The organism is Thalassolituus sp. UBA675 (assembly GCF_002297765.1).
GTDB lineage: Bacteria > Pseudomonadota > Gammaproteobacteria > Pseudomonadales > Oceanobacteraceae > Thalassolituus.
In genome coordinates this window covers 1-25,157 of record NZ_DBNJ01000001.1, presented here as the reverse complement: position 1 = coordinate 25,157, position 25,157 = coordinate 1, and the positions used below count along the sequence as shown (strand labels likewise).

26 protein-coding genes are annotated in these 25,157 nt (G+C 53.6%); 22 read left to right on the top strand and 4 right to left on the bottom strand.

The features are described 5' to 3' along the window. Positions 1-32: 32 nt before the first annotated feature. The 3 genes from B3007_RS00130 to B3007_RS00120 form a co-directional block, all read right to left on the bottom strand. Complete coding sequence (locus B3007_RS00130) at positions 33-884, bottom strand: metal-dependent hydrolase (RefSeq protein ID WP_068441939.1); 852 nt, start codon at positions 882-884, stop codon at positions 33-35. A 4-nt stretch (positions 885-888) separates the two neighbouring features. Then, positions 889-1,731: a metal-dependent hydrolase gene (locus tag B3007_RS00125; protein ID WP_297533655.1), complete on the bottom strand. Its 843-nt coding sequence runs from the start codon at positions 1,729-1,731 to the stop codon at positions 889-891. A gap of 150 nt (positions 1,732-1,881) precedes the next feature. Beyond that, positions 1,882-2,430, bottom strand: coding sequence for a TetR/AcrR family transcriptional regulator (locus tag B3007_RS00120; RefSeq protein WP_297533654.1), 549 nt, complete (start codon positions 2,428-2,430; stop codon positions 1,882-1,884). Positions 2,431-2,515: 85 nt separating this feature from the next. On the opposite strand from B3007_RS00120, the gene B3007_RS00115 reads away from it, so the two are divergent. From B3007_RS00115 to B3007_RS00100, 4 genes are all read left to right on the top strand, one after another. Beyond that, positions 2,516-3,364 (top strand): hypothetical protein, encoded by an 849-nt coding sequence (locus tag B3007_RS00115; protein WP_301377746.1) that lies wholly within the window; start codon positions 2,516-2,518, stop codon positions 3,362-3,364. Between the two features lie 332 nt (positions 3,365-3,696). Then, positions 3,697-5,595: a tRNA uridine-5-carboxymethylaminomethyl(34) synthesis enzyme MnmG gene (gene mnmG / locus B3007_RS00110; protein WP_301377744.1), complete on the top strand. Its 1,899-nt coding sequence runs from the start codon at positions 3,697-3,699 to the stop codon at positions 5,593-5,595. Positions 5,596-5,948: 353 nt separating this feature from the next. After that, on the top strand, positions 5,949-7,298 hold the full coding sequence (locus B3007_RS00105; RefSeq protein WP_301377742.1) for a type II toxin-antitoxin system HipA family toxin: 1,350 nt from the start codon (positions 5,949-5,951) through the stop codon (positions 7,296-7,298). A gap of 13 nt (positions 7,299-7,311) precedes the next feature. After that, positions 7,312-7,614, top strand: a complete 303-nt coding sequence (locus B3007_RS00100) for a helix-turn-helix transcriptional regulator (RefSeq protein ID WP_297533642.1) — start codon at positions 7,312-7,314, stop codon at positions 7,612-7,614. Here B3007_RS00100 and B3007_RS00095 read toward each other — a convergent pair. Further along, entirely contained in the window at positions 7,576-8,727 is a 1,152-nt protein-coding gene (locus B3007_RS00095; RefSeq protein WP_301377740.1) for a YbfB/YjiJ family MFS transporter, read from the bottom strand. The genes B3007_RS00100 and B3007_RS00095 overlap by 39 nt on opposite strands. A 277-nt stretch (positions 8,728-9,004) precedes the next feature. Between B3007_RS00095 and B3007_RS00090 the strand changes: the two genes are divergently transcribed. The 18 genes from B3007_RS00090 (at position 9,005) to B3007_RS00005 (ending at position 24,987) form a co-directional block, all read left to right on the top strand. Continuing rightward, on the top strand, positions 9,005-11,284 hold the full coding sequence (locus B3007_RS00090) for a c-type cytochrome (protein WP_301377738.1): 2,280 nt from the start codon (positions 9,005-9,007) through the stop codon (positions 11,282-11,284). A gap of 10 nt (positions 11,285-11,294) precedes the next feature. Continuing rightward, a complete protein-coding gene (locus B3007_RS00085) occupies positions 11,295-12,647 on the top strand; it encodes a DUF1501 domain-containing protein (RefSeq protein WP_301377736.1) in 1,353 nt (450 codons plus the stop codon). Then, positions 12,644-12,862 carry a DUF4266 domain-containing protein gene (locus B3007_RS00080; RefSeq protein ID WP_068441915.1) on the top strand — a complete coding sequence of 73 codons (219 nt, stop codon included), beginning with the start codon at positions 12,644-12,646 and terminating at the stop codon, positions 12,860-12,862. The genes B3007_RS00085 and B3007_RS00080 overlap by 4 nt, the downstream gene beginning before the upstream one ends. An 11-nt stretch (positions 12,863-12,873) precedes the next feature. Then, on the top strand, positions 12,874-14,034 hold the full coding sequence (locus B3007_RS00075) for a DUF3570 domain-containing protein (protein ID WP_301390997.1): 1,161 nt from the start codon (positions 12,874-12,876) through the stop codon (positions 14,032-14,034). Continuing rightward, complete coding sequence (locus tag B3007_RS00070) at positions 14,015-14,920, top strand: FAD:protein FMN transferase (protein ID WP_301377733.1); 906 nt, start codon at positions 14,015-14,017, stop codon at positions 14,918-14,920. Before B3007_RS00075 ends, B3007_RS00070 begins: the two co-directional genes overlap by 20 nt. 46 nt (positions 14,921-14,966) lie before the next feature. Next, complete coding sequence (gene rsmG, locus B3007_RS00065; protein ID WP_297533636.1) at positions 14,967-15,602, top strand: 16S rRNA (guanine(527)-N(7))-methyltransferase RsmG; 636 nt, start codon at positions 14,967-14,969, stop codon at positions 15,600-15,602. Positions 15,603-15,613: 11 nt separating this feature from the next. Further along, positions 15,614-16,387, top strand: coding sequence for a ParA family protein (locus tag B3007_RS00060; protein ID WP_068435200.1), 774 nt, complete (start codon positions 15,614-15,616; stop codon positions 16,385-16,387). Between the two features lie 31 nt (positions 16,388-16,418). Further along, positions 16,419-17,366 (top strand): ParB/RepB/Spo0J family partition protein, encoded by a 948-nt coding sequence (locus B3007_RS00055; protein ID WP_301377731.1) that lies wholly within the window; start codon positions 16,419-16,421, stop codon positions 17,364-17,366. Between the two features lie 95 nt (positions 17,367-17,461). Continuing rightward, positions 17,462-17,749, top strand: a complete 288-nt coding sequence (locus B3007_RS00050) for a hypothetical protein (protein WP_301377730.1) — start codon at positions 17,462-17,464, stop codon at positions 17,747-17,749. Positions 17,750-17,944: 195 nt separating this feature from the next. Next, on the top strand, positions 17,945-18,313 hold the full coding sequence (locus B3007_RS00045) for a F0F1 ATP synthase subunit I (RefSeq protein WP_273092219.1): 369 nt from the start codon (positions 17,945-17,947) through the stop codon (positions 18,311-18,313). A 23-nt stretch (positions 18,314-18,336) separates the two neighbouring features. Beyond that, complete coding sequence (atpB, locus tag B3007_RS00040) at positions 18,337-19,236, top strand: F0F1 ATP synthase subunit A (RefSeq protein WP_068435191.1); 900 nt, start codon at positions 18,337-18,339, stop codon at positions 19,234-19,236. Between the two features lie 52 nt (positions 19,237-19,288). Further along, positions 19,289-19,516, top strand: a complete 228-nt coding sequence (gene atpE / locus B3007_RS00035; RefSeq protein WP_015488783.1) for a F0F1 ATP synthase subunit C — start codon at positions 19,289-19,291, stop codon at positions 19,514-19,516. A gap of 51 nt (positions 19,517-19,567) precedes the next feature. Next, positions 19,568-20,038 (top strand): F0F1 ATP synthase subunit B, encoded by a 471-nt coding sequence (locus B3007_RS00030; RefSeq protein ID WP_068435189.1) that lies wholly within the window; start codon positions 19,568-19,570, stop codon positions 20,036-20,038. Positions 20,039-20,050: 12 nt separating this feature from the next. Then, the gene (locus B3007_RS00025) at positions 20,051-20,587 is read left to right on the top strand and encodes a F0F1 ATP synthase subunit delta (RefSeq protein WP_068435187.1); all 537 of its coding nucleotides are present in this window, start codon (positions 20,051-20,053) and stop codon (positions 20,585-20,587) included. Between the two features lie 15 nt (positions 20,588-20,602). Continuing rightward, entirely contained in the window at positions 20,603-22,141 is a 1,539-nt protein-coding gene (atpA, locus tag B3007_RS00020) for a F0F1 ATP synthase subunit alpha (protein WP_068435185.1), read from the top strand. Positions 22,142-22,202: 61 nt separating this feature from the next. Beyond that, positions 22,203-23,063, top strand: coding sequence for a F0F1 ATP synthase subunit gamma (gene atpG, locus B3007_RS00015; protein WP_068435183.1), 861 nt, complete (start codon positions 22,203-22,205; stop codon positions 23,061-23,063). Between the two features lie 40 nt (positions 23,064-23,103). Beyond that, positions 23,104-24,498 carry a F0F1 ATP synthase subunit beta gene (gene atpD / locus B3007_RS00010; protein ID WP_273087981.1) on the top strand — a complete coding sequence of 465 codons (1,395 nt, stop codon included), beginning with the start codon at positions 23,104-23,106 and terminating at the stop codon, positions 24,496-24,498. A 60-nt stretch (positions 24,499-24,558) separates the two neighbouring features. Continuing rightward, positions 24,559-24,987 (top strand): F0F1 ATP synthase subunit epsilon, encoded by a 429-nt coding sequence (locus B3007_RS00005; RefSeq protein WP_068436747.1) that lies wholly within the window; start codon positions 24,559-24,561, stop codon positions 24,985-24,987. Positions 24,988-25,157: the final 170 nt, after the last annotated feature.

Here is a 25,157-nt window from a genome sequence, read left to right as displayed (position 1 = left end):
GACGGCCACTTTGAGGTAGCCGCCGAATTGATTTACACCGCTTTGTAGTTGTCGTGCTCGGCTTCCCAGCCTTCGAGCAGTTCGCGGTTGTCGTGCTCCCATGGGTGGAAGTCGCGACGGTAGTAGTCTTTGTATTCTTTCCAGATGGTCGGGATCAGCGCAGGCGTTTTCCAGTAGAAGCGGAACGCGGATTTCCATGTCGACCATTTGAACAGCTGCTTATCTTTCCACAGGAAGTACGCCTGTACTGTGCTGAGGCGCATGACGAAGGTCATGGTGATGGTGGCCATGTGGAAAACCCGCTTCCAGTAGCCTCCGCCAATGGCTTCATACACGTCGAAGCAGACGCCTTTGTGCTCGGTCTCTTCGATGGCGTGCCACTTCCACATTTCGCGGATGCGAGGGTCCATCTCGTCGGTCAGCTCATTGTTGGTGAGCATCTGATGCGCCAGCATGGCGGTGAAGTGTTCTACCGCACAGGTAATGGCCAGCCGGTCTTTCGCCGGGACGTGTTTTTTGAGGAAGAGTCTTACTGCGCGTTCCTGAGCCTCTACCTTTGTCGCCGGATAGCCGAGCGTGTCGAGGTATTCGCTGAGCATATGGTGCTCGTGACCGTGAATCGCTTCCTGTTTGATGAAATTCTTCACCTGCTTCTGCAGGCGTTCGTCTTTCACCAGGTGTTCGTTGTCACGGACTGCATCGATAAACAGGCGCTCGCCCTCCAGAAACAGGCACGAAAGCGCGTTCATCAGGGTGCTTTTAAAGGCGTCATTGCCGAACCAGTAACGCGGCAGATCTTCGAATTCGAATCCGAAGTCCATTTTACGGCCATGAAATTCAATGCCCGCACTCACATTGCGGGCGGTCGCTTGTTTATCAGTCATAGTTTTATACAGTCTTATAATTATCGTGGCCCGCCTGCCATTCACCCAGCAGCTCACGGTTGTCGTGATCCCATGGGTGAAAGTCGCGGCGGTAGTAATCTTTGTAGTCGCTCCAGATGCTCGGGATCAGCCCGGGCTTCTTCCAGAAGAAGTTGAAGCCTGATTTCCAGGTAGACGGTTTAAACAGCTTGCCGTCTTTCCACAGGAAGATGCCTTGCACAATGGCTGTGCGGAGCAGGAACATCCAGGTGACGTTAAACATGGCAAAGACGCGCAGCCAGTAGCCGCCGCCGGTTTGTTCGTAAACGTCGTAGCATACACCTTTGTGCTCGGTTTCTTCGATGGCGTGCCATGTCCACATTTCTTTGAAGCGTGGGTCCATGCCTTCAGTGGCTTCCGGATTGGTCAGTACCTGATGCGCCAGAATGGCGGTGAAGTGCTCAACGGCACAGGTAATCGCCAGTCGACGGCGCGCAGGCATGTATTTGCGCATGAGCTTCTTCTCTTTGCGCTCAAAGTCTTCCACTTTGGTCGCCGGATAGCCCATGGAGTCCAGATATTCACTGAATTTGTGGTGCTCATGTCCGTGAATGGCTTCTTGTTTGATGAAGCTTTTCACCTGAGACAGGAGCTTTTCATCTTTGACGAGATGCTGGCTGTCGCGCACCGCATCGATGAACATACGCTCGCCTTCCAGAAACAGACAGGACAGCGCGTTCATAAAATGCGTTTTGAATGCGTCGTTATCGTTCCAGTAACGAGGCAAGTCTTTAAAGTCGAAGCCAAAGTCCATTTTGCGGCCAGGAAACTCAATATCAGCGCTGATTTCGCGTGCTGTCTTAGTCATGATTTACCTGCCTTACTGCGGTTAGCTCAGTGATTATCTGTGCATTTGTTAACCACGATAGTCGCTGTATAAGGCTTGTGACAGGTGGACTTCGGACAAAGTTGCCCTGTTTTATGTGTCGTTTCGGGCCACGAAAAGTGCCAGAAAGAGTCAGTAGCTGCTGAGTGAGGCAATCCAGCTGCGTGCAGCGTGGAGGTGTCGTGGATTATCACTCAGGCGGTCGAAGAGTAGTGAGCCCTCGAGTGCTGAAACGATAACGCAGGCGAGCTCGTCTTTTGGGATGGGCAACAGGCTGGCTTTCTGCAGGGCGTCTTCGACCCAGCGCTCCATGTGCTCCAGGAAGGTATTCACAGCGCCAAGGCTGGCGTCGCTGAGCTCATGAGGTGACGCGGCGTAGGCCAGGCTCATGCATTGGCGACGGTGTTTATGATAGCTCTCGAACACGTCTATCAGTGCGCCCAGACGCTGGCGCGGGCGATGCGTACTTGCAGTGGCAGCATCCAATTCGCTGAAGAACTTGAGGTCGTAATCCTGCAGTAGCTCAGTGAGGAGTCGCTCGCGGCTCTGAAAGTGGTAGTGCACAGAGCTGGACTTGATGCCCGCTGCCTTGCCGAGTTCACGAAAGCTGGCTGCCGCCAGATTCGCCTGTTGAATCTGGTCGATAGCGATATGTTTCAGCTGGGCGCGCGTCTCGGACATGGTGCCTCCCTGTCTCCCGTTCTTTACCGGAAAAATCCGGCAGATGAACTAAGCTTTGGTGAGATTGACTCGATCAGGACTGACCATGTTACGCGTGCTTATTTTCATACTGCTACCTCTGTTTGCGACTGGCTGCCTGGAGGAAGAGGAATCGGACGACATTGTTAACGATCAGGGCGATAGCGTCTCTGATCCGACATTGAGGCTGAACGGTTTGTGGAATGGTCAGCTTGATCAGGCCGGGGCATTGAGGATGCTGATGTATAACGGCAATGTGTTCGGCTTTGATGAAACCATCGCATTTTACGGCACAGTGGCACTCGATAACGATAGTGCTACAGCGACAATGACCTTGAGTGGTTACTCCTACACCACCAGTGACACTGCAGCGAACCAGTTTGTTGCAGGGGGCGCGCCGGAAGATTTCACGCTTTCTGGCCTGCTTTATCCGACGACGACAACCGATGACACGCTTGTTGGTGACTATGATAGCGACACGGCTCCGGGCGGCTTTACACTGAGTAACGACGGTACCTGGGATACGAACTCGCGGCTGGCGACCTTGCGTGGCAAGTGGATGTCGACCGGCTATGAGCTTTACCTGACAGAGGTGGGCGATGAGCTTTCATTCCGTGAGGTCAGTGTTGCAACCCCGGCAACCGGTTGCACGACGCGTGGGACGATCCGGATTCTCAATGAAGAGGTTAACCTCTACACCGTTCAGTTGTCAGAGCGTAAGAATTGTCCCGGTTTTAACGTCACCAACGCGCCGGGCTATGCCTCGGTTAACGCCAATGGCGAGCTGGAGTTGTTCATACGCAAAGAAGAAGAGCTTCTGTATGCGCGCTACACCTCGGCAACAGCGACTACCGATACCACGACTGATACGGCAACGGATGAAACAACCGACGAGACAGCTGAACCCACCGAGTAGCTGTGAATAAGTCTGTAGAAAACCTGAATAAAGTTTCAGGAAAAGATGTTTAATCTTCTGGATAACTAAAATATCTGATAAATCATTCAATAAATATCCACATTAATGTACAGGATTATCCACATTGATAACCCTTGCTATTGCTGGGTTTTGTCAAATTATTCCTGACCTGTGGAAATCCTTATCCCGTTCTATACAGCGGTATTGTACGGTGTGAATAAACTCTTTGGTTAAAATTCAAACAGTATCTATCGGCTGGTGTGTAGTGGTGTTACAATGCGCGCCCTTTTTCATCTGCCCGGCAGATGTGAACAACTGAATTGAGGTGTGTTGTGGATTATCCCGTTCGTTATGACGTGATTGTTGTTGGTGGTGGCCATGCAGGTACGGAGGCGGCGCTGGCGTCGGCGCGTACCGGCGCGAAGACACTGCTGCTGACCCACAACACCGACACCGTGGGTGTGATGTCCTGCAACCCGGCCATTGGCGGCATCGGCAAAAGCCACCTGGTGAAAGAAATTGATGCTCTGGGTGGTGCCATGGCGCGTGCTACCGACAAAGCCGGTATTCAGTTCCGTACACTTAACAGCCGCAAAGGCCCGGCCGTGCGTGCTACTCGTGCCCAGGCTGACCGCGCACTGTATCGCAGTGCGATCCGCCATATTGTGGAAAACCAGCCGAACCTGGATATCTTCCAGGCCGCCTGTGACGACCTGATTATGCAGGGTGACGGTGTGGGTTCGACCGTGGCGGGTGTGGTCACCAATACCAATATGCGTATTCATGCGACCAGCGTTGTTCTGACTGCGGGTACCTTCCTTGGCGGACTTATCCACATTGGTATGGAAAACCACTCAGGTGGCCGTGCCGGTGATCCGCCCGCGATTGCGCTGGCAAAACGTCTGCGTGAAATGCCGTTTAATGTGGGTCGCCTGAAAACCGGCACGCCTGCGCGCATTGATCGTCGCTCTGTGGATTTCTCTGTGATGCAGGAGCAGCCGGGCGATACACCGCTGCCAGTGATGTCTTTTATGGGCTCTGTGGATGAACACCCAGAACAGGTGAGCTGCTACATCACGCACACCAACGAGCGTACCCACGACATTATCCGCGCGAATCTGGACCGTTCGCCCATGTTTGCGGGCGTGATTGAAGGCGTCGGCCCACGTTACTGCCCGTCGATTGAAGATAAAGTTACGCGCTTTGCGGATAAAACCAGTCATCAGATTTTTGTTGAGCCCGAAGGCCTGAACAGCAACGAGCTGTACCCGAACGGTATTTCGACGTCATTGCCCTTTGACGTGCAGTTGGATCTTATCCACAGCATGGCGGGCTTCGAGAATGCGCACATTACCCGTCCGGGTTACGCCATTGAATATGATTATTTCGACCCTCAGGATCTCAAACACAGCCTTGAAACCAAGTTTGTGAATAACCTCTATTTTGCGGGCCAGATTAACGGCACCACGGGTTATGAAGAGGCCGGTGCGCAAGGCTTGCTGGCCGGTGCTAATGCGGCACTGCGCGCACTCGAGAAAGACGCCTGGGTACCGCGTCGTGACCAGTCTTACATCGGTGTCTTGGTCGACGACCTGATCACTATGGGTACCAAAGAGCCGTATCGCATGTTCACCTCCCGCGCTGAATATCGTCTGGTGCTGCGTGAAGATAATGCTGATCTGCGTCTAACCGAAATTGGCCGTGATCTCGGTCTTGTGGATGATGAGCGCTGGGCGGCGTTCACTGCCAAGCGTGAAGCCATCGAAACCGAGGCTCAGCGTTTAAAAACCACCTGGGTTCAGCCAAAGACAGAAGAAGCTACTGCGCTGGAAGGCATGGGCGAAGCGGCCATCAGCCGCGAATACAATCTGCACGATCTGCTCAAGCGTCCGGGCCTGACTTATTCACAGGTCGCGCCTCTTAAGGGTGACGCCGTTGCTGACCCTCAGGTCGCAGAACAGGTTGAGATTCAGGCTAAATACGACGGTTATATCAACCGGCAGCTGGAAGAAATCGAGCAGCTGCGTCGCTACGAAAACACCCTGCTGCCAGAAGACCTCGACTATGAAGCTATCGGTGGTCTCTCGAACGAAGTGAAGCAGAAGCTGGCGACCGTGCGCCCCGCTACGTTGGGCGTGGCATCACGTATCTCGGGCATTACGCCTGCAGCGATCAGCCAGATTCTGATTCATCTGAAGAAGCGTAATCTCGCAGGCAAAATGAGCGCCTGACCGGGCGCTTAGCTTGCACCTCTCTTTCGTATCCTCCGGTGTTAATCGCCTGCGACTTCAGCGGGTGGGTTAACTCCGGTGTTGCTTTGTGGATTAACCTTCACGCGACTTATGATACTTGGATCGTGGAGCATCAGGATGCTCCTGCGGTTCAGCTGTTCTGTTGATCAGTTTCGACGTCTTCTCCTATGTGTGGGAAGGAGAATATGCTGGGATGACACAGTGCATAAGTATGGTGAGCACTATAATTCACATTATCTGCGCCTAATGGACCAAATGAGTCATATATTGCACATTTAATGCTGGTTCTGTATTAATAGTGCATTATCATGCTCATTGTGGATAGGTGAAATATGTCGCAACTAACAGTTCAGACCTATCTGAGTGGTGCCTGGCAGGATGCGTGCGAACTCTATTTTAGTGATCCGGAGGCTGGCCGTCATGGTGCGGTTACGTTGGAATACGACGCCGGATATGTTGCACGATTTCAGGGAAACCCTGCTGCACTGGTTAGCGCCCGTTTTCCGCTCGACTTCTTCCCGCATGAGACATCCCATTGGCCCGCGTTTCTGCTGGATATTATACCTATGGGAGCCGCCCGCCGTTATTGGGGGCAGCAGCTCAACCTGCCGGACATCCAGCAGCCCGGATATGATTTTCAGTTATTAGCCAACTGTACCCGCGCCCCAGTCGGCAATCTGCGTATTAAAGAAAGCGTGACCGACACTTCTGATTTTCAACTGATCGGATTTCCTATGTCTGAAGTGCTTGAGCAGGCAACAGAATTTCTTGATTACGCCAGGTCGTATGGAGCAGCGGTGGGTGGAGCTACCGGTGCCGGCGGTGATGCGCCTAAATACCAGCTGACTCTCGCTAGTGACGGTCTTTATTATCCCGATGGTTCACTGCCGGATGAGCAGGCTCGAGAGCATTTTCTTGTAAAATTCCCGCGCCGCAGTTCAAGGCAGGGGAATTCTCTGGAAAGCGACCGCCTGATTCTGGAGACCGAACATGCTTACTATCAAGTGGCTGGACGGTTAGGATTCGATGTTATCTCGTCGGATTTATATGTTGAATCGGGTCGACTTCAGAGCAAAACAGCGAGCCTGTGGATGCCGAGATTTGATCGGGTTGTAGGCCACGATGGAATGGAAAGATGTGCGGTGGAATCTCTTTATTCTATCGCCGGCGTAATTGAGCCGGGCGCGACAGTGGCGCACTCGACCTACCTGAAGCAGCTTGCGCATCTGTGGAATGAGTACGATCAGACGGATGAAGTAGAGAGCATGGTGCAGGAATACCTGCGCAGAGACCTGCTCAATGTGGTTTTGGGCAATAGTGATAACCACGGTCGCAATACGTCTGTGCTACGGCAGAATTCCGGGGTCTACCTTGCTCCGGTATACGATCTTGCGCCTATGGTACTTGATGAAGCAGGTATTACCCGTACCAGCCGTTGGCATGTGGACAATGAAGTGGGTGGTAATTTTCGCTGGCGGGAAATCTGCGACGAAGCAGCCGCTGCAACCAATCTCAACGCAGCACGATTATGGGCTGGTTTGCGAGATTTTGCCTTAACACTCTTCGATTTGCCTGTGTATGCCAGTGAATCAGGAGTGCCTGCAGAGGTGATGAACATTGAGCGACACGCCCTCAATCTGAATGCGGTGCCTGACCGCCTGAAGCGCTGGGGACTGCTATGAGAACTTTTTTGTCATGACAAAAAATATTCCCGATTTTAAAACGATGTCACGTACAGAGGTTCTGAACTGGGTTGAAACCTCGGTTGGTGCTGGTGAATTGTCGCTGGGCGGCGCAATACGGGTGCTACGCCGCAATATTGCAAAGCAGAATCAAGCAGAATTCGCGAAGCTATGTGGTCTTTCCAGGCGAACCCTTGTTGCGATTGAGTCCGATGAAGCCAATCCGACGATTCAGACGGTTAACCAATTATTGAAACTGTTTGGGCTGCAGTTGGGGTTAGCGAGGCTGCACCGGAACTCTGAGCATAAGCAATAATGCCCACACACAGGCGCCCAGGCCCCAGATAAAGGTCGACGATAAGGTCGCTCCCATATGAATCCCCGCTTCGGCAACGATAGGCCCGAGCAGCTGAGCAACGCCATACAGTGCAATCAGGGCAGCGCTCAATCGTGGCCCCTGATGTGGGTGCATTGCACGGGCCAGTCGTTGGGTCAGGAAGACGGCGCCGAGGAAGCTGCCCCCCATTAATGCGGCGCATAGCCAGAGGCCCATTTCACTCGCAGGCAGGATAAAAATCGCCATAATCGACGCGGCCTGAACTGCGTAATTGAGGATCAGGGCGTTACGGTCGCCCAGGCGATTGCCCAGAGAATTCCAGATAAAGATCGATGGCACGGATGCGATCGCGGCGATCAGCCAGGGGCTGGGCGTCACGTCGATACTCCACTCCTGAGCAACCGCAGGCAGGAAGGTCATCGGTAATATGTAGCCCAGACCCGCACCAAAGTAGGATAAAAACAATGGCGTACTCTGTTTATCCCATAAAGCAGAGTGATCATCGCGGCTGACAGGTGCATCGCCTGAGCTGAGGCGGAACAGGTAAATACCGGACCAGAGCGCCAGCGGAATACTGATCATCGCGGCGGGTATCCAGCGGTCGTTGCCTTGTAGCCAGATAGCGGTACTTTCAACGATCTGGTTACTGAGCAACAGGCCTGCGCCAACACCCAGGTACATGAGACCACTTAACGTCGCCTTGTTGCGCACCGCCAGCCATTCCAGCACCAGTGCCGGCGCGAGTACAAAAACAATTCCGTTAGTGATGCCGTTGAAGAGGCGGAGGCCCGCCATATATGGGAAGTAATCGCCGCCGACCTGCAGCAGTGTAATGACTGCGTTGCCGAGCACGCCGGTAAGCAGGGCGCTCCGTCCCCAACCACTCTGATACGCAAAAAGTGCGACCATGGCGCCCGCGAGGTAGCCGACATAGTTCCAGGTAGCCAGCTGTGCTGCCTGCTGAAGAGTAAGTAAACCATCACTTACTAACAGTGGGATCAAAGGGGTATAAATAAAACGACCAAACCCATGAACGACGATCAGGGTGGTGGCGGCGGCGACAAGAGGCCAGAAGGGGCTGCGGGCTGACATGGCGGTCCTCATTACTAAGGCCGACAGTATATAGATGCGCCCTGGGCTGAGCATCCCGACTTTGGATGAACACACTGTTCATTATTCAACTTACCAGCGGCGTAATTCGTCTCAGGATTACGGCATATCGATGCGATTGGCGCATTTGTGTCATCGGAGAGTAAGTATCCCTGTGCTAAACAGGGTTTTTCGTAGCGGGTCACATTTTTTCGGCAGGGCCACTGCTATAACATCGGGCGGTTAACAGGAACTGGGCGCACGCCTCGCGGAACACGATATGAATCTCCTAAAATTATTGGCAGTCGGGGTGGCGATTCTCTGGCTGGCCGGGTGCGATAAAAACTACAGCGGTGAACTTGCCGATGATGGCTACAACGCCGCCGGGCATGCACACTATCAGCAGATGTGTGCGTCCTGTCACGGGCTGGATGGTAACGGTACCTCTGTCGGCCCCTCTCTGGTCGGCTGCGCGACCTGCTCTTCTTTTTCGGTGTTAACGGATGAAATCAGCCGTACGATGCCTATTGGTGATGTCGAAGCGTGCGTCGATGACTGTGCTTCGGACACCGCCGAATACATCCTGTACGCTTTCAATGGCCAGAATCTCGCGGATGCGCTGGCCACCATTCAGGGTGTGGAAAACCAGTCTGCTGCACTGACTTTGCGCAAAGCATCACTTCAGTTGGTGGGGCGTTTGCCTACTGGAACTGAGTTAGCTCAGGTTGCAGAGAGTGCAGATACCGGTCTCAGTACCTCGTTAGACGCTATGCAGCTGGAGCCTGGTTTTTACGACAACCTGATGGGCTTTTTTAATGAGCAGCTTCTCACTGACAAGTACCTTTCCAGTAATCTGAATGAAGGCGGCATCAACCTGCTCGACAGCGACGATTACCCGAACCGTAAATGGTACAACGATGTGTATGCCGCGGACGAGCAGAGCAGTATCCGTCGCTGCGTGCGCAATGTGACCAACGATTCCGTGGCTCGCGAACCTCTGGAGCTTATCCGATACGCAGCGATGAATGACCTTCCTCATACTCTCTATATGACCGCCGATTTCATGATGGTGAACTGGTACAGTCAGCAGGTGTATGAAGCAGAGCTGGTTGAGTCCGGCGAATTCCGTCAGCTGGCTGAGCCCGTGTGTGATGAAGATGGCGTGCAGATTTACTATGACCCGAGTGACTTCCGCCCTGCTCGTGTTACAAAGCAGCTTGAATACGAGTTAGGGGGGATTCCTCATGCCGGTGTTCTCACCTCTCCAATGTTTCTGAACCGCTACCCGACGACGCGAACCAACCGAAACCGTCATCGCGCGCGTATCGTGTTCGATTACTTCCTGGATACCGACATTCTGGCCATCGAGGGGGATCGCCCTGAGGACGGTATTGGTTCTGGCGTCAGCAACCCGACTCTCCTCGATCCGGCGTGTTACGCCTGCCATCAGGTTATGGACCCCGTGTCTTCTTCATTCCAGCATTGGACAGACCGTGGGCGATATATCGTAACGGGCAGCTCTTCGGTGAATGACTGGGATGGTTCGGATATTGAGCCACCGGGGCTGGGTGGCAAACAGGCACCACTCTCAGGGTCAGAAGGCCAGTTCCGCACTTTACTGCAATGGCTGGGCAATGAGATTGCAGCCGATCCCAGATTTGCCCGCGCAACGGTACGCACGCTCTATGAAGGCATGATTGGCCAGGAGGTGCTCCCCGCACCGTCGGCCGATGCGTCCGACGATGAAAAGCTGGCGTATAACAGTCAGCGCGCCATTCTCAATAGTGTGGCGGATGCCATGGTCGCGGATGGTTGGGATATCAAGGCCGCAGTAAAAGCCCTGATCATGAGCCCTTACTACCGTGCCGCGAGCGTTAATGCGGAAGAGCTGGCGGTGAACGATCATATTGGTGCCAGTCAGTTCATCAGTCCGGAACAGATGCAGACCAAATTGCAGGCGATCTTTGGTTTTGGCTGGGACGAACTGCGCTGGGAAGATAACCGCATTATGTACGGTGGTATGGACTCGGACAGCGTGACGGAGCGGATTCGTGAGCCGGGCGGCCTGATTATCGCGATTCAGAATCGTATGGCGACCGAGATGGCGTGCCGCTCAACGGCGTATGATTTCCTTAATGCGTCCTCGCAACGCCGTCTCTTTCCGCATGTAGAAATTGAGACGCTGCCTTTCGACCTCGAGGGAGCGGCTAACCCCTCAGCCGTTGATCGCATCAAAGAAAACATCCGCTATCTGCATTGGGTGCTACTGGGTGAAGACATCAGTGCGGGAAGTGTTGAAGAACAGGCGACTTACGACCTGTTCCTGGCGGTACTGAATGAAGGTCAGGCCATGCTGGCCAACCGGGAGCAGTATGATCCGCAACCGAGTGACTGGCTTGAATGGGAGTGTCGGGCGCGTTGGCTTCGTCAGGCTGACGGGCGTACAGATGGCGACCTGTCATCAGAAGAACGCATTGAGCAGGATGAGCACTACAGCATCCGTGCCTGGATGGCGGTGCTGACCTATCTCATGTCTGACTACCGTTTCGTGTACGAATAAGGAGGCCGCTATGAAACGTCGTAATTTTCTGCAGATGATGGCGGCCGCGGGCCTGACTGCACAGGCACCTTTGTGGGCACCCAAAGTACAGGCGGCGGCGCCTGATCGTTTTCTGATTGTGGTGAATGCCAGCGGTGGCTGGGACCCGACATCGATATGCGACCCCAAGGGGCTTAATCAAGCCTATCAGGATCGCTCAGACCGCTACGAAGGCTCAACCAATTCGGTTGATCTCGACAGTAATAAAACCTTCGGGAATATTCAGTGGAGCGCCATTCCTGAAGGGGTCTCTAATGATGAACTGGTGCGTCAGCGCATCAATGATCAGTTCGACGATTTTTTCACCACGCATGGCGATAAGCTGACGGTGATTAACGGCATCGATACCGGTACCAACAATCACGATACGGGCAACCGTTTCGTCTGGTCGGGTAACGATGAGACCGGCTACCCCAGCCTGGCCGCGTATTTCGCGGCATCGGTCGCACCGACGCTGCCGATGGCTTATATCAGTAACGGTGGGTATGACTTTACAGACTCACTGGTTGCACGAGCCCGTGCCAGTAGCGCCGGGTTTGTCAGTGAAGTTGCTGACCCGAACAGCTACTACGATGACCGCGGCTTTCACTTCCGTACCGCTAACCGTGGGGTGGATCAGTATTCCCATATTGAGGCAGCACAGCGGGCACGCATACAGCGTCAGCTGGATAGCGAGCCACTGCCATTACGACGTAAACAGCTACAGCAGCTGTTTGGTATCCGTAATACTGACAGCAATCTCGGTGAGCTGACGGTGCGTCTGGATGATCTTCAGGCGAATGTCCTGCGCGATGATCACTGGAACACTAACCGCGCCAACAGTCTCAAGAGCCAGGCCGAGGTGGTCGTTGCCTCAATGGCTGCGGGTCTGACTGCCAGTGCCAACCTGAACTTTGGTGGTTTTGACACGCACGGAAACCACGATGCCAATGCCTACCCAGACCTCGGTGACCTGCTCGAAGGCATTCACTTTATGATGGTGGCATTGCAGTACGCCGGTATTGCCGATCGCACGACGGTCGTTGTCGGCTCTGACTTTGGCCGGACGCCCTATTACAACTCAGGTAACGGGAAGGATCACTGGCCAGTGACCAGTATGCTGGTTCTGCGGCCTGAATCGAGCGGCGGCCGTGTGTTTGGTGCATCAACCACCGAGTTTTTGTCTCAGCCGGTGAATCTTACGACGGGGCAGCCGGATGCCGCAGGCGAGATTCTCACGCCGCAGCATGTTAACCGTGCCATACGAAATCTGATGGGCGTGGGCAGCTCCTCGTTGGCTGACAATTACCCACTTAACGTACCTGACTTCAGGATATTTGGATGAAGCCGCTGTTGTTTACAGGTCTGCTGTCTATGTTGTTACCTGTTCTTTCGGGCTGCTCTGCCGTTGAGCCCTGGGATCGCGGGCGCCTCGCGCACGATGTGATGGCCTGGGATGCCGACCCGCTGAAAGCCTCACTCGATAATCACATTCACCATTCTAAGGAAGGCTCGTCCGGCGGGGGCGCAGCGGCAGGAGGCGGCTGCGGCTGTAACTGATGAAGAAAACTATGAATTCTCTGGCGGCCCTGGCAGCGGCAGCGGCGCCACTTGCAGGACAGGCCGAGCCAGTACCTACAGAGCAGGCAGTAAGTTATCGGTTCAGCCAGTATCAGGAAGTCGATATACCTGAGTCGCGAACCTTTTCTGATGAAACGGCGCGGTACAGTATTGATATTCACCAGCTCGGCTACCGCCGGCCATTAGCCGGTCAGTGGTATCTGAACAGCGAGCTGCAGTATGAGACGATGTCAGGCGCATCGCCCATGCAGACCTACAAAAACTCGGAAGGCCAGAGTGCTGTGTTGATGAGCGGTGCCAGCATTGATGAGAGTAGGATTGACCTGAAGCTCGCTCCTACCCGCTACTTCGAAGATAGTGTTGATGGCACCCTGGGGGGCTTACTGGCGATCTCGACTGAGAATGACTACGACTCGGTGGCCGTTGGCGCAGAAGGCTCCCTCAATCTGATGAACAAACACACGACTCTGATGGGTTCACTGACCTTGTCGTATGACGTACTGGCACCGACGGATGAGTTTCTGTCAGAAGCCAGACGCAGAGCCGATGGCCGGGTGAAACGTAGCGTTTCTCTTTACGAGGGCGTATCTCAGGTGATCAATAAGAATCTGGCTTTACAGGTTGGCGCTGGATTCACCCGACTCTCCGGATATCTGTCAGATCCTTATAAGCTGGACGATCACCGCCCGGGTGAGCGCTCTCAGTATCTGATTGATGCGCGTGCGCGGCATTACTTTGCGGTGGGGGGCGGTGCTGCTTTGCATCTTGATTATCGCTTTTACACCGACAGCTGGGGCATTTATTCCAACACGCTGGAAACCCGCTGGGCGCAGGCACTGAACGCCGGGCGCTTCAGTTTTAAACTGATCCCTTCGTTACGCTACTACCGGCAAACGCAGGCCAGTTTTTATCGGCTGACGCCCGCTGAAGCCGGTGAATACAGTAGTTCGGATTATCGATTGTCTTCCTACGGCGCATTTAACGTCGGTCTTGCAGCGAGTGTGGGTTATGGGCGCTGGCAGATCAGTGGCGACATTCAGCAATACATGTCATCCGAAGATATGATGTTGCTGCAGACGCCTGACGACGAAGCGCCGGCGCTGGTGGACTATTCAATAGTGAGCCTTGGGATTGAGTACAAAACACTCTGACGCCAGAGCGACCTATCTGGCACATGAGTTTCGTGCCATGGCGTCGCCCTGCTGCTTCCATCTCCCGGCCGGCACACCAACTGATGTGATCAACGCCATGGAGGCAGAGGTCCGTCGTATCGAAGCCAAATACAGTCGCTATCGCGATGACAGCGTTCTTTCGGAGATTAACCAGCGCGCAGGCCAGACAGTGGGCCTGGATAACGAAACGCTCTGGTTGATTAACTATGCCTGTGCCTGCTTCGAGCAGAGTGATGGCCTGTTTGATATTTCTTCTGGGGTTCTGCGTCAGGCCTGGGATTTCCGCGCAGGGCAGTTACCTTCAGAGGCCACGCTGGCGCGGTTACTCCCGCGGATCGGACTAAGCCGCATTGAAATATCAGAGGCGCACCTGACGATGCCGCCTGATATGGAGCTGGATCTTGGCGGTATCGGTAAAGAGTACGCAGTCGATGCCGCAGCCGCGATCGCTCGCGAGGCAGGCATTAACCGCGGTGTGGTCGATCTGGGTGGCGATCTTTGCGTTCTCGGGCCGCATGCAGATGGCAGCCCCTGGCAGTTGGGCGTGCGTCATCCGCGTGACACGGAAAACGCGATCGCATCTTTGCCCGTATATCAGGGCGGTATGGCAAGTAGCGGCGACTACGAGCGCTTCTTCGAAAAAGACGGCAAGCGCTATTGTCACCTTCTTAATCCTGAAAGTGGGTTTCCGGTGGATTACTGGGCATCTGTGACTGTGGTTGCGCCGTCCTGCCTGCTGGCGGGTACACTCTCGACCATCGCCATGTTGAAGGAAGAAGCCGGAGAGGAGTGGCTGCGTGCACAGCAAGTAAGCGCATTGCTCATTCGTCCGGATTTATCATTGCTCAGTCTGACTGATCGCTAACCTGTGATAAACTCGCGCCCTTTCTTCCTTGCTGAATAAACCGGTCATGAGTACATCTGAACAGCAGCTCCGTGCTGGCGCTGACGCGCTCGGCATTGCCGTAACCGATGCAGAGTTCACTGCCCTGCTCGGCTATTTGTCGCTTCTGCAAAAGTGGAACAAAGCCTACAACCTGACCGCCATCCGCGATGAGTCCGGCATGGTGGCGCTGCATCTGCTCGACAGTCTGGCGGTCCATCCGGCGGTTCAGGATGCGGATAACATTATTGATGTAGGCACCGGCCCGGGCCTTCCGGGTATCGTTCTGGCGATTATGAATCCGCAGAAACGGTTTACCCTGCTCGACAGCAACGGCAAAAAGACGCGCTTCCTGTTTCAGGCAAAGACCTCTCTGTCACTCGAAAATGTCACTATCGTCAATGACAGAGTCGAGGCATATCATCCCCCTGAACCTTTCGATATGATTGTCAGCCGTGCTTTTGCTTCACTCGCTGATATGACCGGCTGGTGTAAGCATCTGCGTGCTGACCATGGTTGTTTTCTGGCCATGAAAGGACAATATCCACAGCAGGAAATAGATGACCTGAAAGGCCAGTTTGAGGTTACTCAGGTCACCGAACTTCGAATACCGGGCGTGGACGGCGAGCGTCATCTGCTGCGCCTGCTACCGGTTGTCTCATAAGGATCAACAGCGTGACTCACATTTTTGCTATTGCTAACCAGAAAGGTGGTGTTGGTAAAACGACGACGGCGGTCAACCTGGCAGCGTCGCTGGCGGCGACTAAGCGCCGGGTGTTGCTGATTGATCTCGATCCGCAGGGAAATGCCACCATGGGTTGTGGTGTGGATAAGTACGAAATCGAACGTTCCATGTACGACGTTCTGGTGTCTAACTGCAGTGCTGGGCAGGCATTAACCTCGGCGCCAGAAGCCAATTTCGATGTGCTCCCTGCGAATGGCGACCTGACGGCGGCAGAAGTTGAGCTGATGGAAGTGACTGGACGAGAGCAGAAGTTGAATAACGCGCTCAAGGCGCTGCTTCCAGAGTACGACTATATCCTGATCGACTGCCCGCCTTCACTGAATATGCTGACGCTGAATGCGCTTGTCGCCGCGCAGGGCATTCTGATTCCGATGCAGTGTGAGTATTACGCACTGGAAGGACTGAGCGCACTGATGCAGACCATTACCTCGATTCAGTCTGGTCCAAATCCGCAGCTCGAGATTACCGGTCTGATCCGCACCATGTACGATCCGCGCAACAGCCTGACCAAAGATGTATCTGATCAGCTGACAGAACACTTTGGCGATAAGCTCTTTACCTCCGTTATTCCGCGCAATGTGCGCCTTGCGGAAGCGCCGAGTCATGGTCTGCCGGTGTTGATGTACGATAAGGCATCAAAAGGCGCTCTGGCCTATCTGGCTTTGGCGGGTGAACTTAACCGGCGTATGACCGCGAGCAAATAATTACCGCCCTCAGGGCAGATGGAAACGATAGATGGCAACAAAGAAAAAACGTGGCTTAGGCCGTGGTCTCGATGCACTGCTGGCAAGCTCCAACAGTGCGGCAGTCCCTGTCAGTGACTCGGTAGAAGCAGACGAGCAGGTCGGCACAGCTGAAAACAGCGAAGCCAGCTCACCAACGGGCAGCTCTTCTGCTCAGAGTGAGTTGCGCCACCTTCCGGTCGAGTGGATTCAGCCGGGCCGCTATCAGCCACGCCGTGATATCCAGCCAGAAGCACTGGAAGAGCTGGCCGCTTCTATTAAGGCGCAGGGCCTTATGCAACCGATCGTTGTGCGCCCGCTGCCTGGGCAGACTGATCGTTTCGAAATTATCGCCGGTGAACGTCGCTGGCGCGCGAGTCAGCTGGCGCAGTTGGATAGGGTTCCGGCGCTGATCCGTGACGTACCCGATGAAGCAGCCATCGCCATGGCGCTTATTGAGAACATCCAGCGTGAAAACCTCAATCCGATGGAAGAGGCTATGGCGTTGCATCGCCTGCAGCATGAGTTTGAACTGACTCAGATGGAAGTGGCAGAAGCCGTGGGCAAAAACCGCGCGACAGTGGCCAACCTGCTGCGCCTGATGAATCTTAACGACGACGTCAAAGTATTACTTGAGCACGGCGATATCGAAATGGGTCACGCCCGAGCGCTGCTTGGTTTGCCCGTTGAGCAACAGAGCAGCGCTGCAGCCGATGTTGTGGCCCGTGCTCTGACTGTACGCCAGACCGAAGCTCTGGTGCGTAATCTGTTGGATGGCAAAGACCAGAAAGCCGACGGTAAGCAGCTGGTGAATCCGGATATTCAGCGCCTCGAACGTATGTTAGGCGAACGCCTTGGGGCAAAAGTGGCAATTCAGCACTCAGCGAAAGGCAAAGGTAAGCTGGTCATTAACTACACCAGCCTTGATGAGCTGGACGGTATTCTCGATCACATTCAGTAAACGCCACGGTCGGCCTTAAATGCCGTGCCTTAACTGACACTTCCCTGCAGGCGAGCCTCTGCTTACTAAACTTGTTAGTAACAGAGGACTTGCCTATGAAAATTCTGATGTGCAGCGCCCTGCTGCTTTCGGCGACCGCGGTGGCGACACCACGCCCCATGATGATGCTCGATGATTCGTCTCTGGGTAACACCCGGGTCGACTACCTTACCGGTCTGGAACAACAGAGAACGAATGAAGAAACCGGTAAAGAAGAGTCGGAAACCGGCGCAGCGCCGAAGCCAGATGTGCGCAGTGAGCTTCCGGTAGTGACTCCGGGATCTATTCCTACCTCAATGCCCTTACCGTCGAAAGGGGTTTCTGTGCAGATCACCCCTCGTTAACTGCGGTTATAGGGGTTGATTTCAGCAGTCAGCCCATCATCTGCGGCCATGTCGGCCCTGTCTTACAAATATCTCATTGAATCGGCCTGCTTGCTGTTGATGCGCGGGGCCGTAGCCCCTATAATCCTCGCGCCCTGAAAATGGGTTGCTCAAACAGAGCGTTGCAAATTCAGCATCAAAGAAGTGGAGCACAGGTTGTCTTCGATACCGCGTCCACCGGTTTACAGGATCATTATTTTACAGCTGGTCCTGACCCTGATAGCTGCAGCTCTGGCCTGGATTCACAGCGATGTGGCCGCCAAATCGGCATTGCTCGGAGGACTGACATGCGCCCTCCCGAATGCCTACTTTATCTGGCGAGCGTTCCGCTACACCGGTGCAAGGGCAGCCACTCAGGTGGTGCAATCGTTTTACCAGGGTGAATCCTGGAAGTTTGTGCTCACAGCGTTGTGTTTTGGTGTCATCTTCCAACGCGTTGAGCCTCTGAATGTTCTGGCACTGTTTGCTGGTTTCATAACAGTGCAGCTGGGGCACATCGCCTCAGCAAGAATCGCCAATTTATAAACCTTAAAATCTGAGAGTGTACGATGGCTGGTAACTCCCAAGAGTATATTTCGCACCACCTTACGAACCTGACCTATGGCAAGCTGCCAGCAGGCTATGTTCGTGAAAACGAAGACGGCACAACCACTGAGCTGACTGAAGCAACCTGGACTTTCGCTCACGGCGGCGCTGAAGCGTCTGCAATGGGTTTCAATGCGGTTCACGTTGATTCACTGGGTTGGTCTTTTGGTCTGGGCGCCCTGATTATGTTCCTGTTCTGGCGTATGGCTAAGAAAGCGACCACAGGCGTGCCAAGCGGCTTCCTGAACTTCGTTGAAATGATTGTTGAATTCATCGACAACACCGTAAAAGAATCTTTCCACGGCCGCAGCGCGCTCGTCGCACCGCTGGCTCTGACCATCTTTACCTGGGTCTTCATGATGAACTTCATGGACCTTATCCCGGTTGACGTTCTGCCTACTCTGGCCATGGCCGTGGGTATCGATTACATGAAGGTCGTACCGTCAACTGACGTTAACGTCACGCTGGGTATGGCAATCTTCGTATTCGCTCTGATGATCTTCTACTCGATCAAGATCAAGGGCATCGGCGGCTTTGTTGCTGAGCTGACGCTGCAGCCATTCAGCGCTAAAAATCCTGTCGTTCAGGCCATCTTCATCCCAGTGAACTTCTTCCTGGAGATCGTTGCCCTGATCGCTAAGCCTATCTCTCTGGGTCTGCGTCTGTTCGGAAACATGTACGCCGGCGAGATGATCTTTATTCTTATCGCACTGATGTTCTCTGCGGGTATTGCACTGGGCCTGATGGCTGGTGTTCTGCAGTGGGCCTGGGCGGTATTCCACATTTTGGTGATCACACTGCAAGCGTTCATTTTCATGATGTTGACCATCGTGTATCTGAGCATGGCGCACGAAGATCATTAATTTTTAAACCTTAAATTCACTTAACTAACTTAACTTCTATTTGGAGAAAATTATGGAACAAGGTCTGGTATTCCTGGCTGCGGCTCTGATGATTGGTCTGGGTGCTCTGGGTACAGCTATCGGTTTTGGTCTGCTGGGTGGTCGTCTGCTGGAAGGTACTGCTCGCCAGCCTGAACTGGGTCCAATGCTTCAGGGTAAAATGTTCCTGATCGCTGGTCTGCTTGACGCCGTACCTATGATCGGCGTTGGTCTGGGCCTGTACCTGATGTTCGCAGCTTAAGGGTTCATTTCTTAACGAACTTCCTTAATCAACGAACATGAGGGCTCTGGCGTGAACTTAAATTTGACTCTGATCGGCCAGATCATCACTTTTGGCGTCTTCGTGTGGTTCTGCATGAAGTTTGTATGGCCTCACCTGCTGACGGCTATGCAAGAACGCGAAAAGAAAATTGCCGATGGTCTGGACGCAGCTAACCGCGCTGCACGTGATCTGGAACTGGCTCAGAAAGAAGCCGCGGACCAGCTGCGTGAAGCAAAAGAGAAAGCTGCTGAAATCATCGAACAGGCGAACAAACGTGCGAACCAGATCGTGGACGAAGCAAAAGATAATGCTCGTTCCGAAGGTGAGCGCATCGTAGCTGCTGCTCAAGCTGAAGTTGAGCAAGAGGCAAACCGCGCTAAAGAAGCTCTGCGTAAGCAGGTGTCTGAACTGGCAGTAGCCGGTGCAGCGAAAATCCTTGGCAAATCAGTAGATGCAACAGCTCACGATGAGCTGCTGGATTCACTGGCCAAAGAACTCTAAGCGAGGTTTTCCATGGCTGAATTAACAACTCTCGCTCGGCCATACGCAAAGGCAGTGTTTGCTGAAGCAAGTGAGAAGAGTGCACTGGACGCCTGGTCTGATGACCTGGCAACCCTGTCGGCTTTCGCAGCCGACGCCGATCTGGCGAAGGTACTGGTGCATCCTTCCCTGACGTCTGAACAGCAGGCACAGGCACTTATTGACGTATGTGGCGACAAGCTGAACGAAGCAGCCAAAAACCTGGTGGCCGTATTGGCCGAAAACAAGCGTTTGGCATTACTGCCTGAAATCGCTGAACTCTATGAAGAACTGAAGGCAAAACTGCAGAACGCAGTAGATGTTGTCGTCACTTCAGCATACGAGCTGAGCGATGCCCAGGCAGAGAAACTGGCAGCTGCCTTAAAAGCCAAATTGCAATGTGACGTACGGGTAACCAGCGAAGTCGATGAGTCTCTCATCGGTGGCGCCATTATCCGTGCCGGGGACTTGGTTATAGACGGTAGCTTAACTGGCAAACTGTCAAAGTTAGCCGAAGCGATGAAATCCTAGTTTGAGGGACGATTCATGCAGCAACTGAATCCATCTGAGATCAGTGAAGTAATCAAGAAGCGTATTGAAAGCCTTGATGTTACTTCTCAAGCCCAGAACGAGGGCACCGTCGTATCTGTATCCGACGGTATCGTTCGAATCCACGGTCTTGCCGACGCTATGTACGGTGAGATGATTGAATTTGAAGGCGGCGTATTCGGCCTGGCAATGAACCTGGAGCGTGACTCTGTTGGTGCTGTTGTACTGGGTGACTACAAAGGTCTGGCTGAAGGTCAGACTGCGAAGTGTACTGGCCGTATTCTTGAAGTACCTACTGGCAAAGCATTGCTGGGTCGTGTGGTTGACGCACTGGGTAACCCAATCGATGGTAAAGGTCCTATTGAGACTGATACCACCGCTCCTGTTGAGCGCGTTGCACCAGGCGTAATTGCACGTCAGGGTGTTGATCAGCCTCTGCAGACTGGTTACAAAGCTGTTGACTCCATGGTTCCGGTTGGCCGTGGTCAGCGTGAGCTGATCATTGGTGACCGTCAGACTGGTAAAACGGCGATGGCGATCGATGCCATCATCAACCAGAAAGGTACTGGCGTTAAATGTATCTACGTTGCCGTAGGTCAGAAGCAGTCTTCTATCGCTAACGTTGTACGTAAGCTGGAAGAACACGGTGCCCTGGAGCACACCATCATCGTAGCCGCTGGCGCCGCTGATCCTGCAGCAATGCAGTTCCTGGCTCCATACGGTGGTTGTGCGATGGGTGAGTACTTCCTGGACAACGGTGAAGATGCTCTGATCGTATACGATGACCTGACGAAACAAGCTTGGGCTTATCGTCAGATCTCCCTGTTGCTGAAGCGCCCACCGGGCCGTGAAGCATACCCAGGTGACGTTTTCTACCTGCACTCACGTCTGCTTGAGCGCGCATGTCGCGTAAACGCTGACTACGTTAAGCAGGTCAGCGGTGTTGAAGGTAAGACTGGCTCACTGACGGCTCTGCCGATCATTGAGACTCAGGGTGGTGACGTATCTGCGTTCGTACCTACGAACGTGATCTCCATTACCGATGGTCAGATCTTCCTGGAAACCAACCTGTTCAACTCCGGTATCCGTCCGGCGATGAACGCGGGTATCTCTGTATCCCGTGTAGGTGGTGCTGCACAGACCAAGATCATCAAGAAGCTCGGCGGTGGTATCCGTCTGGCACTGGCTCAGTACCGTGAACTGGCGGCATTCGCACAGTTTGCATCTGACCTTGATGAAGCTACCCGTAAGCAGCTGGAGCACGGTAAAGCCGTTACTGAACTGATGAAACAGGGTCAGTACGCTCCAATGTCTACTGCGGACATGGGTCTGTCGATCTTTGCTGCTACTGAAGGCTTCCTTGAAGACGTAGAAGTGACCAAGATTCAGGCATTCGAAGCTGCTCTGCTGAGCTACGCCAACAGCGAATACGCTGAACTGATGGCGAAGATCAACGTGAAGGGCGACTTCAATGACGAGATCGCGGCAGGTCTGAAAGAGTGTATTGAGAAATTCAAGAGCACTCAGACCTGGTAAGTCCGGTGCTGGCGGTTCTATGAATCGCCAGCTGGATTCACTCAGTTAACAAGGTTGCATTATGGCAGTCGGTAAAGAAATTAAAGAGCAGATTTCGAGCGTACAAAGCACGCAGAAAATTACCTCAGCAATGGAAAAAGTTGCTGTGAGTAAGATGCGTCGTGCTCAGCAGCGCATGGAACAGAGCCGTCCATATGCGGATAAAATCCGTGATGTGATCGGTCACCTGGCCAATGCGACTTCTGAATACCGTCATCGTTATCTGCAGGACCGCGACGTCAAGCGTGTTGGCTATATCGTGGTGTCTTCCGACCGTGGCCTGTGTGGTGGCCTGAACAACAACATGTTCAAGCGCCTCGCCCAGCAAGCCGGAGAGTGGAAAGAAAAGGGTGTTGAAGTTGATTACTGTGCAATCGGCTCAAAAGCATCTCTGTTCTTCAACAGCTTCGGTGGCAATGTTGTCGCCTCCCAGTCTCACTTGGGTGACGCTCCAGAGCTGGCCAGCCTGATCGGTGCGGTGAAGGTAATGTTGGAAGCGTTCGATGAAGGTAAGATCGATCGTCTCTACATCATCTACAACCGTTTCGTGAACACCATGACCCAATCGCCTGAAGCGGTGCAGTTATTGCCACTCAAGGCACAAAAGGACGAAGAACTGAAAGGTCACTGGGATTACATCTACGAACCAGACGCCAAAGAGATCCTCGAAGGTCTGCTGGTGCGTTACGTAGAATCTCAGGTCTATCAGGGTGTAGTAGAAAACAATGCCTGTGAACAGGCTGCGCGTATGCTGGCGATGAAAAACGCCACCGATAACGCCGGCAACATGATCACCGAGCTGAACTTGCTGTATAACAAGGCTCGTCAGGCGGCTATTACCCAGGAAATTTCAGAAATCGTCAGCGGTGCCGCGGCAGTATAAGCCGGGCAGCGAACAGGTTTTAAGTTAAGAGGAACCGAAAATGAGCGGACGTATCGTACAGATCATCGGTGCCGTCATCGACGTGGAATACCCACGCGAAGATGTACCTAAGGTCTACGACGCCCTGACCGTAGATGGTACTGAGACCACCCTCGAAGTTCAGCAGCAGCTGGGCGACGGTGTTGTCCGTACTATTGCGATGGGCTCCACTGAAGGTCTTAAGCGTGGCCTTCCAGTAACTAGCACTGGCGCACCTATCCGTGTACCAGTTGGTAATGCAACTCTGGGTCGTATCATGGACGTTCTCGGTCGCCCGATCGATGAATGTGGTGAGATCGGCGAAGAAGAGCGTTACGAAATTCACCGTGATGCTCCATCTTTTGATGAGCAGGCGAACAGCACTGACCTGCTGGAAACCGGCATCAAGGTTATTGACCTCATCTGCCCATTCGCTAAGGGTGGTAAAGTTGGTCTGTTCGGTGGTGCCGGTGTTGGTAAAACCGTAAACATGATGGAGCTGATCAACAACATTGCGAAGGCACACTCCGGTCTGTCTGTATTCGCAGGTGTTGGTGAGCGTACTCGTGAAGGTAACGACTTCTACTACGAGATGGCTGAGTCTGGTGTTGTAAACCTGGACGACAAAGCACAGTCTAAAGTAGCCATGGTATACGGCCAGATGAATGAGCCACCAGGCAACCGTCTGCGTGTAGCACTGACTGGTCTGACCATGGCTGAGAAGTTCCGTGACGAAGGCAAAGACGTACTGCTGTTCGTTGATAACATCTATCGTTACACCCTTGCTGGTACTGAGGTATCTGCACTGTTGGGTCGTATGCCATCTGCGGTAGGTTACCAGCCTACACTGGCAGAAGAGATGGGTGTTCTTCAGGAGCGTATTACTTCTACTAAGACTGGTTCGATCACCTCGATCCAGGCGGTATACGTACCTGCGGATGACTTGACTGACCCGTCTCCAGCGACCACCTTCGCGCACCTTGACTCTACTGTTGTACTGTCACGTGATATCGCGTCTAAAGGTATTTACCCAGCGATCGACCCACTGGATTCCACCTCTCGTCAGCTGGACCCACTGGTTATCGGTAACGAACACTACGACATCGCTCGTGGCGTTCAGGGTGTTCTGCAGCGCTACAAAGAGCTGAAAGACATCATCGCGATTCTGGGTATGGACGAACTGTCCGACGAAGATAAGCAGCTGGTTGCCCGTGCACGTAAGATCGAGCGCTTCCTGTCTCAGCCATTCCATGTGGCAGAGATCTTCACAGGCGCGCCTGGTAAGTACGTGTCTCTGAAAGAAACCATCCGTGGTTTCCAGGGCATTCTGAATGGCGACTACGATAACCTGCCAGAACAAGCGTTCTATATGGTCGGTACTATCGACGAAGCCATCGAGAAAGCCAACAACATGTAATGGGCGGGCAGGCGCTGTACTTGTGCAGCGCTCTGCCTCCTCTGAACAGAGGAATAGAACATGGCAATGACCGTCCACTGCGATATCGTCAGCGCTGAAGAGAAGCTCTTCTCTGGTCTGGTCGAGCGAGTAATCGCGGCTGGTGCTTTGGGTGACCTGGGTATTGAGCCTGGCCACGCAGCCCTGCTGACTCCGCTCAAGCCGGGTCCTGTCCGCATTGTTAAGCAAGGCGGCGAGGAAGAGATTGTCTACGTCTCTGGCGGCTATCTCGAAGTACAGCCAAATTCAGTGTCCATCCTGGCCGACACCGCTGTTCGTGCAAACGACATCGATGAAGCCGCGGCACTGGAGGCGAAGAAACACGCTGAACAGGCGATGGAAAATCAGGGTGCAGACTTTGATTACTCCCGCGCAATGTCTCAGCTTGCTGAAGCGGCAGCACAGCTGCGTACGATTCAGCAGATCCGCGAGAAGCTTGGTAAACACTGAGTTTTATCGGATCACAAAGAACCCGCTCCGGCGGGTTTTTTTATGTCTGCTGAAACGCAGCTGAGCTGCGACCGGCGTACAGTGGTCATCAGATCCGTGAGAAGCTTGGTAAGCACTGAGTTTATCCGACTATAAAAGCCGTAACGGCGGCACTGCTGTCCCACAGTTTT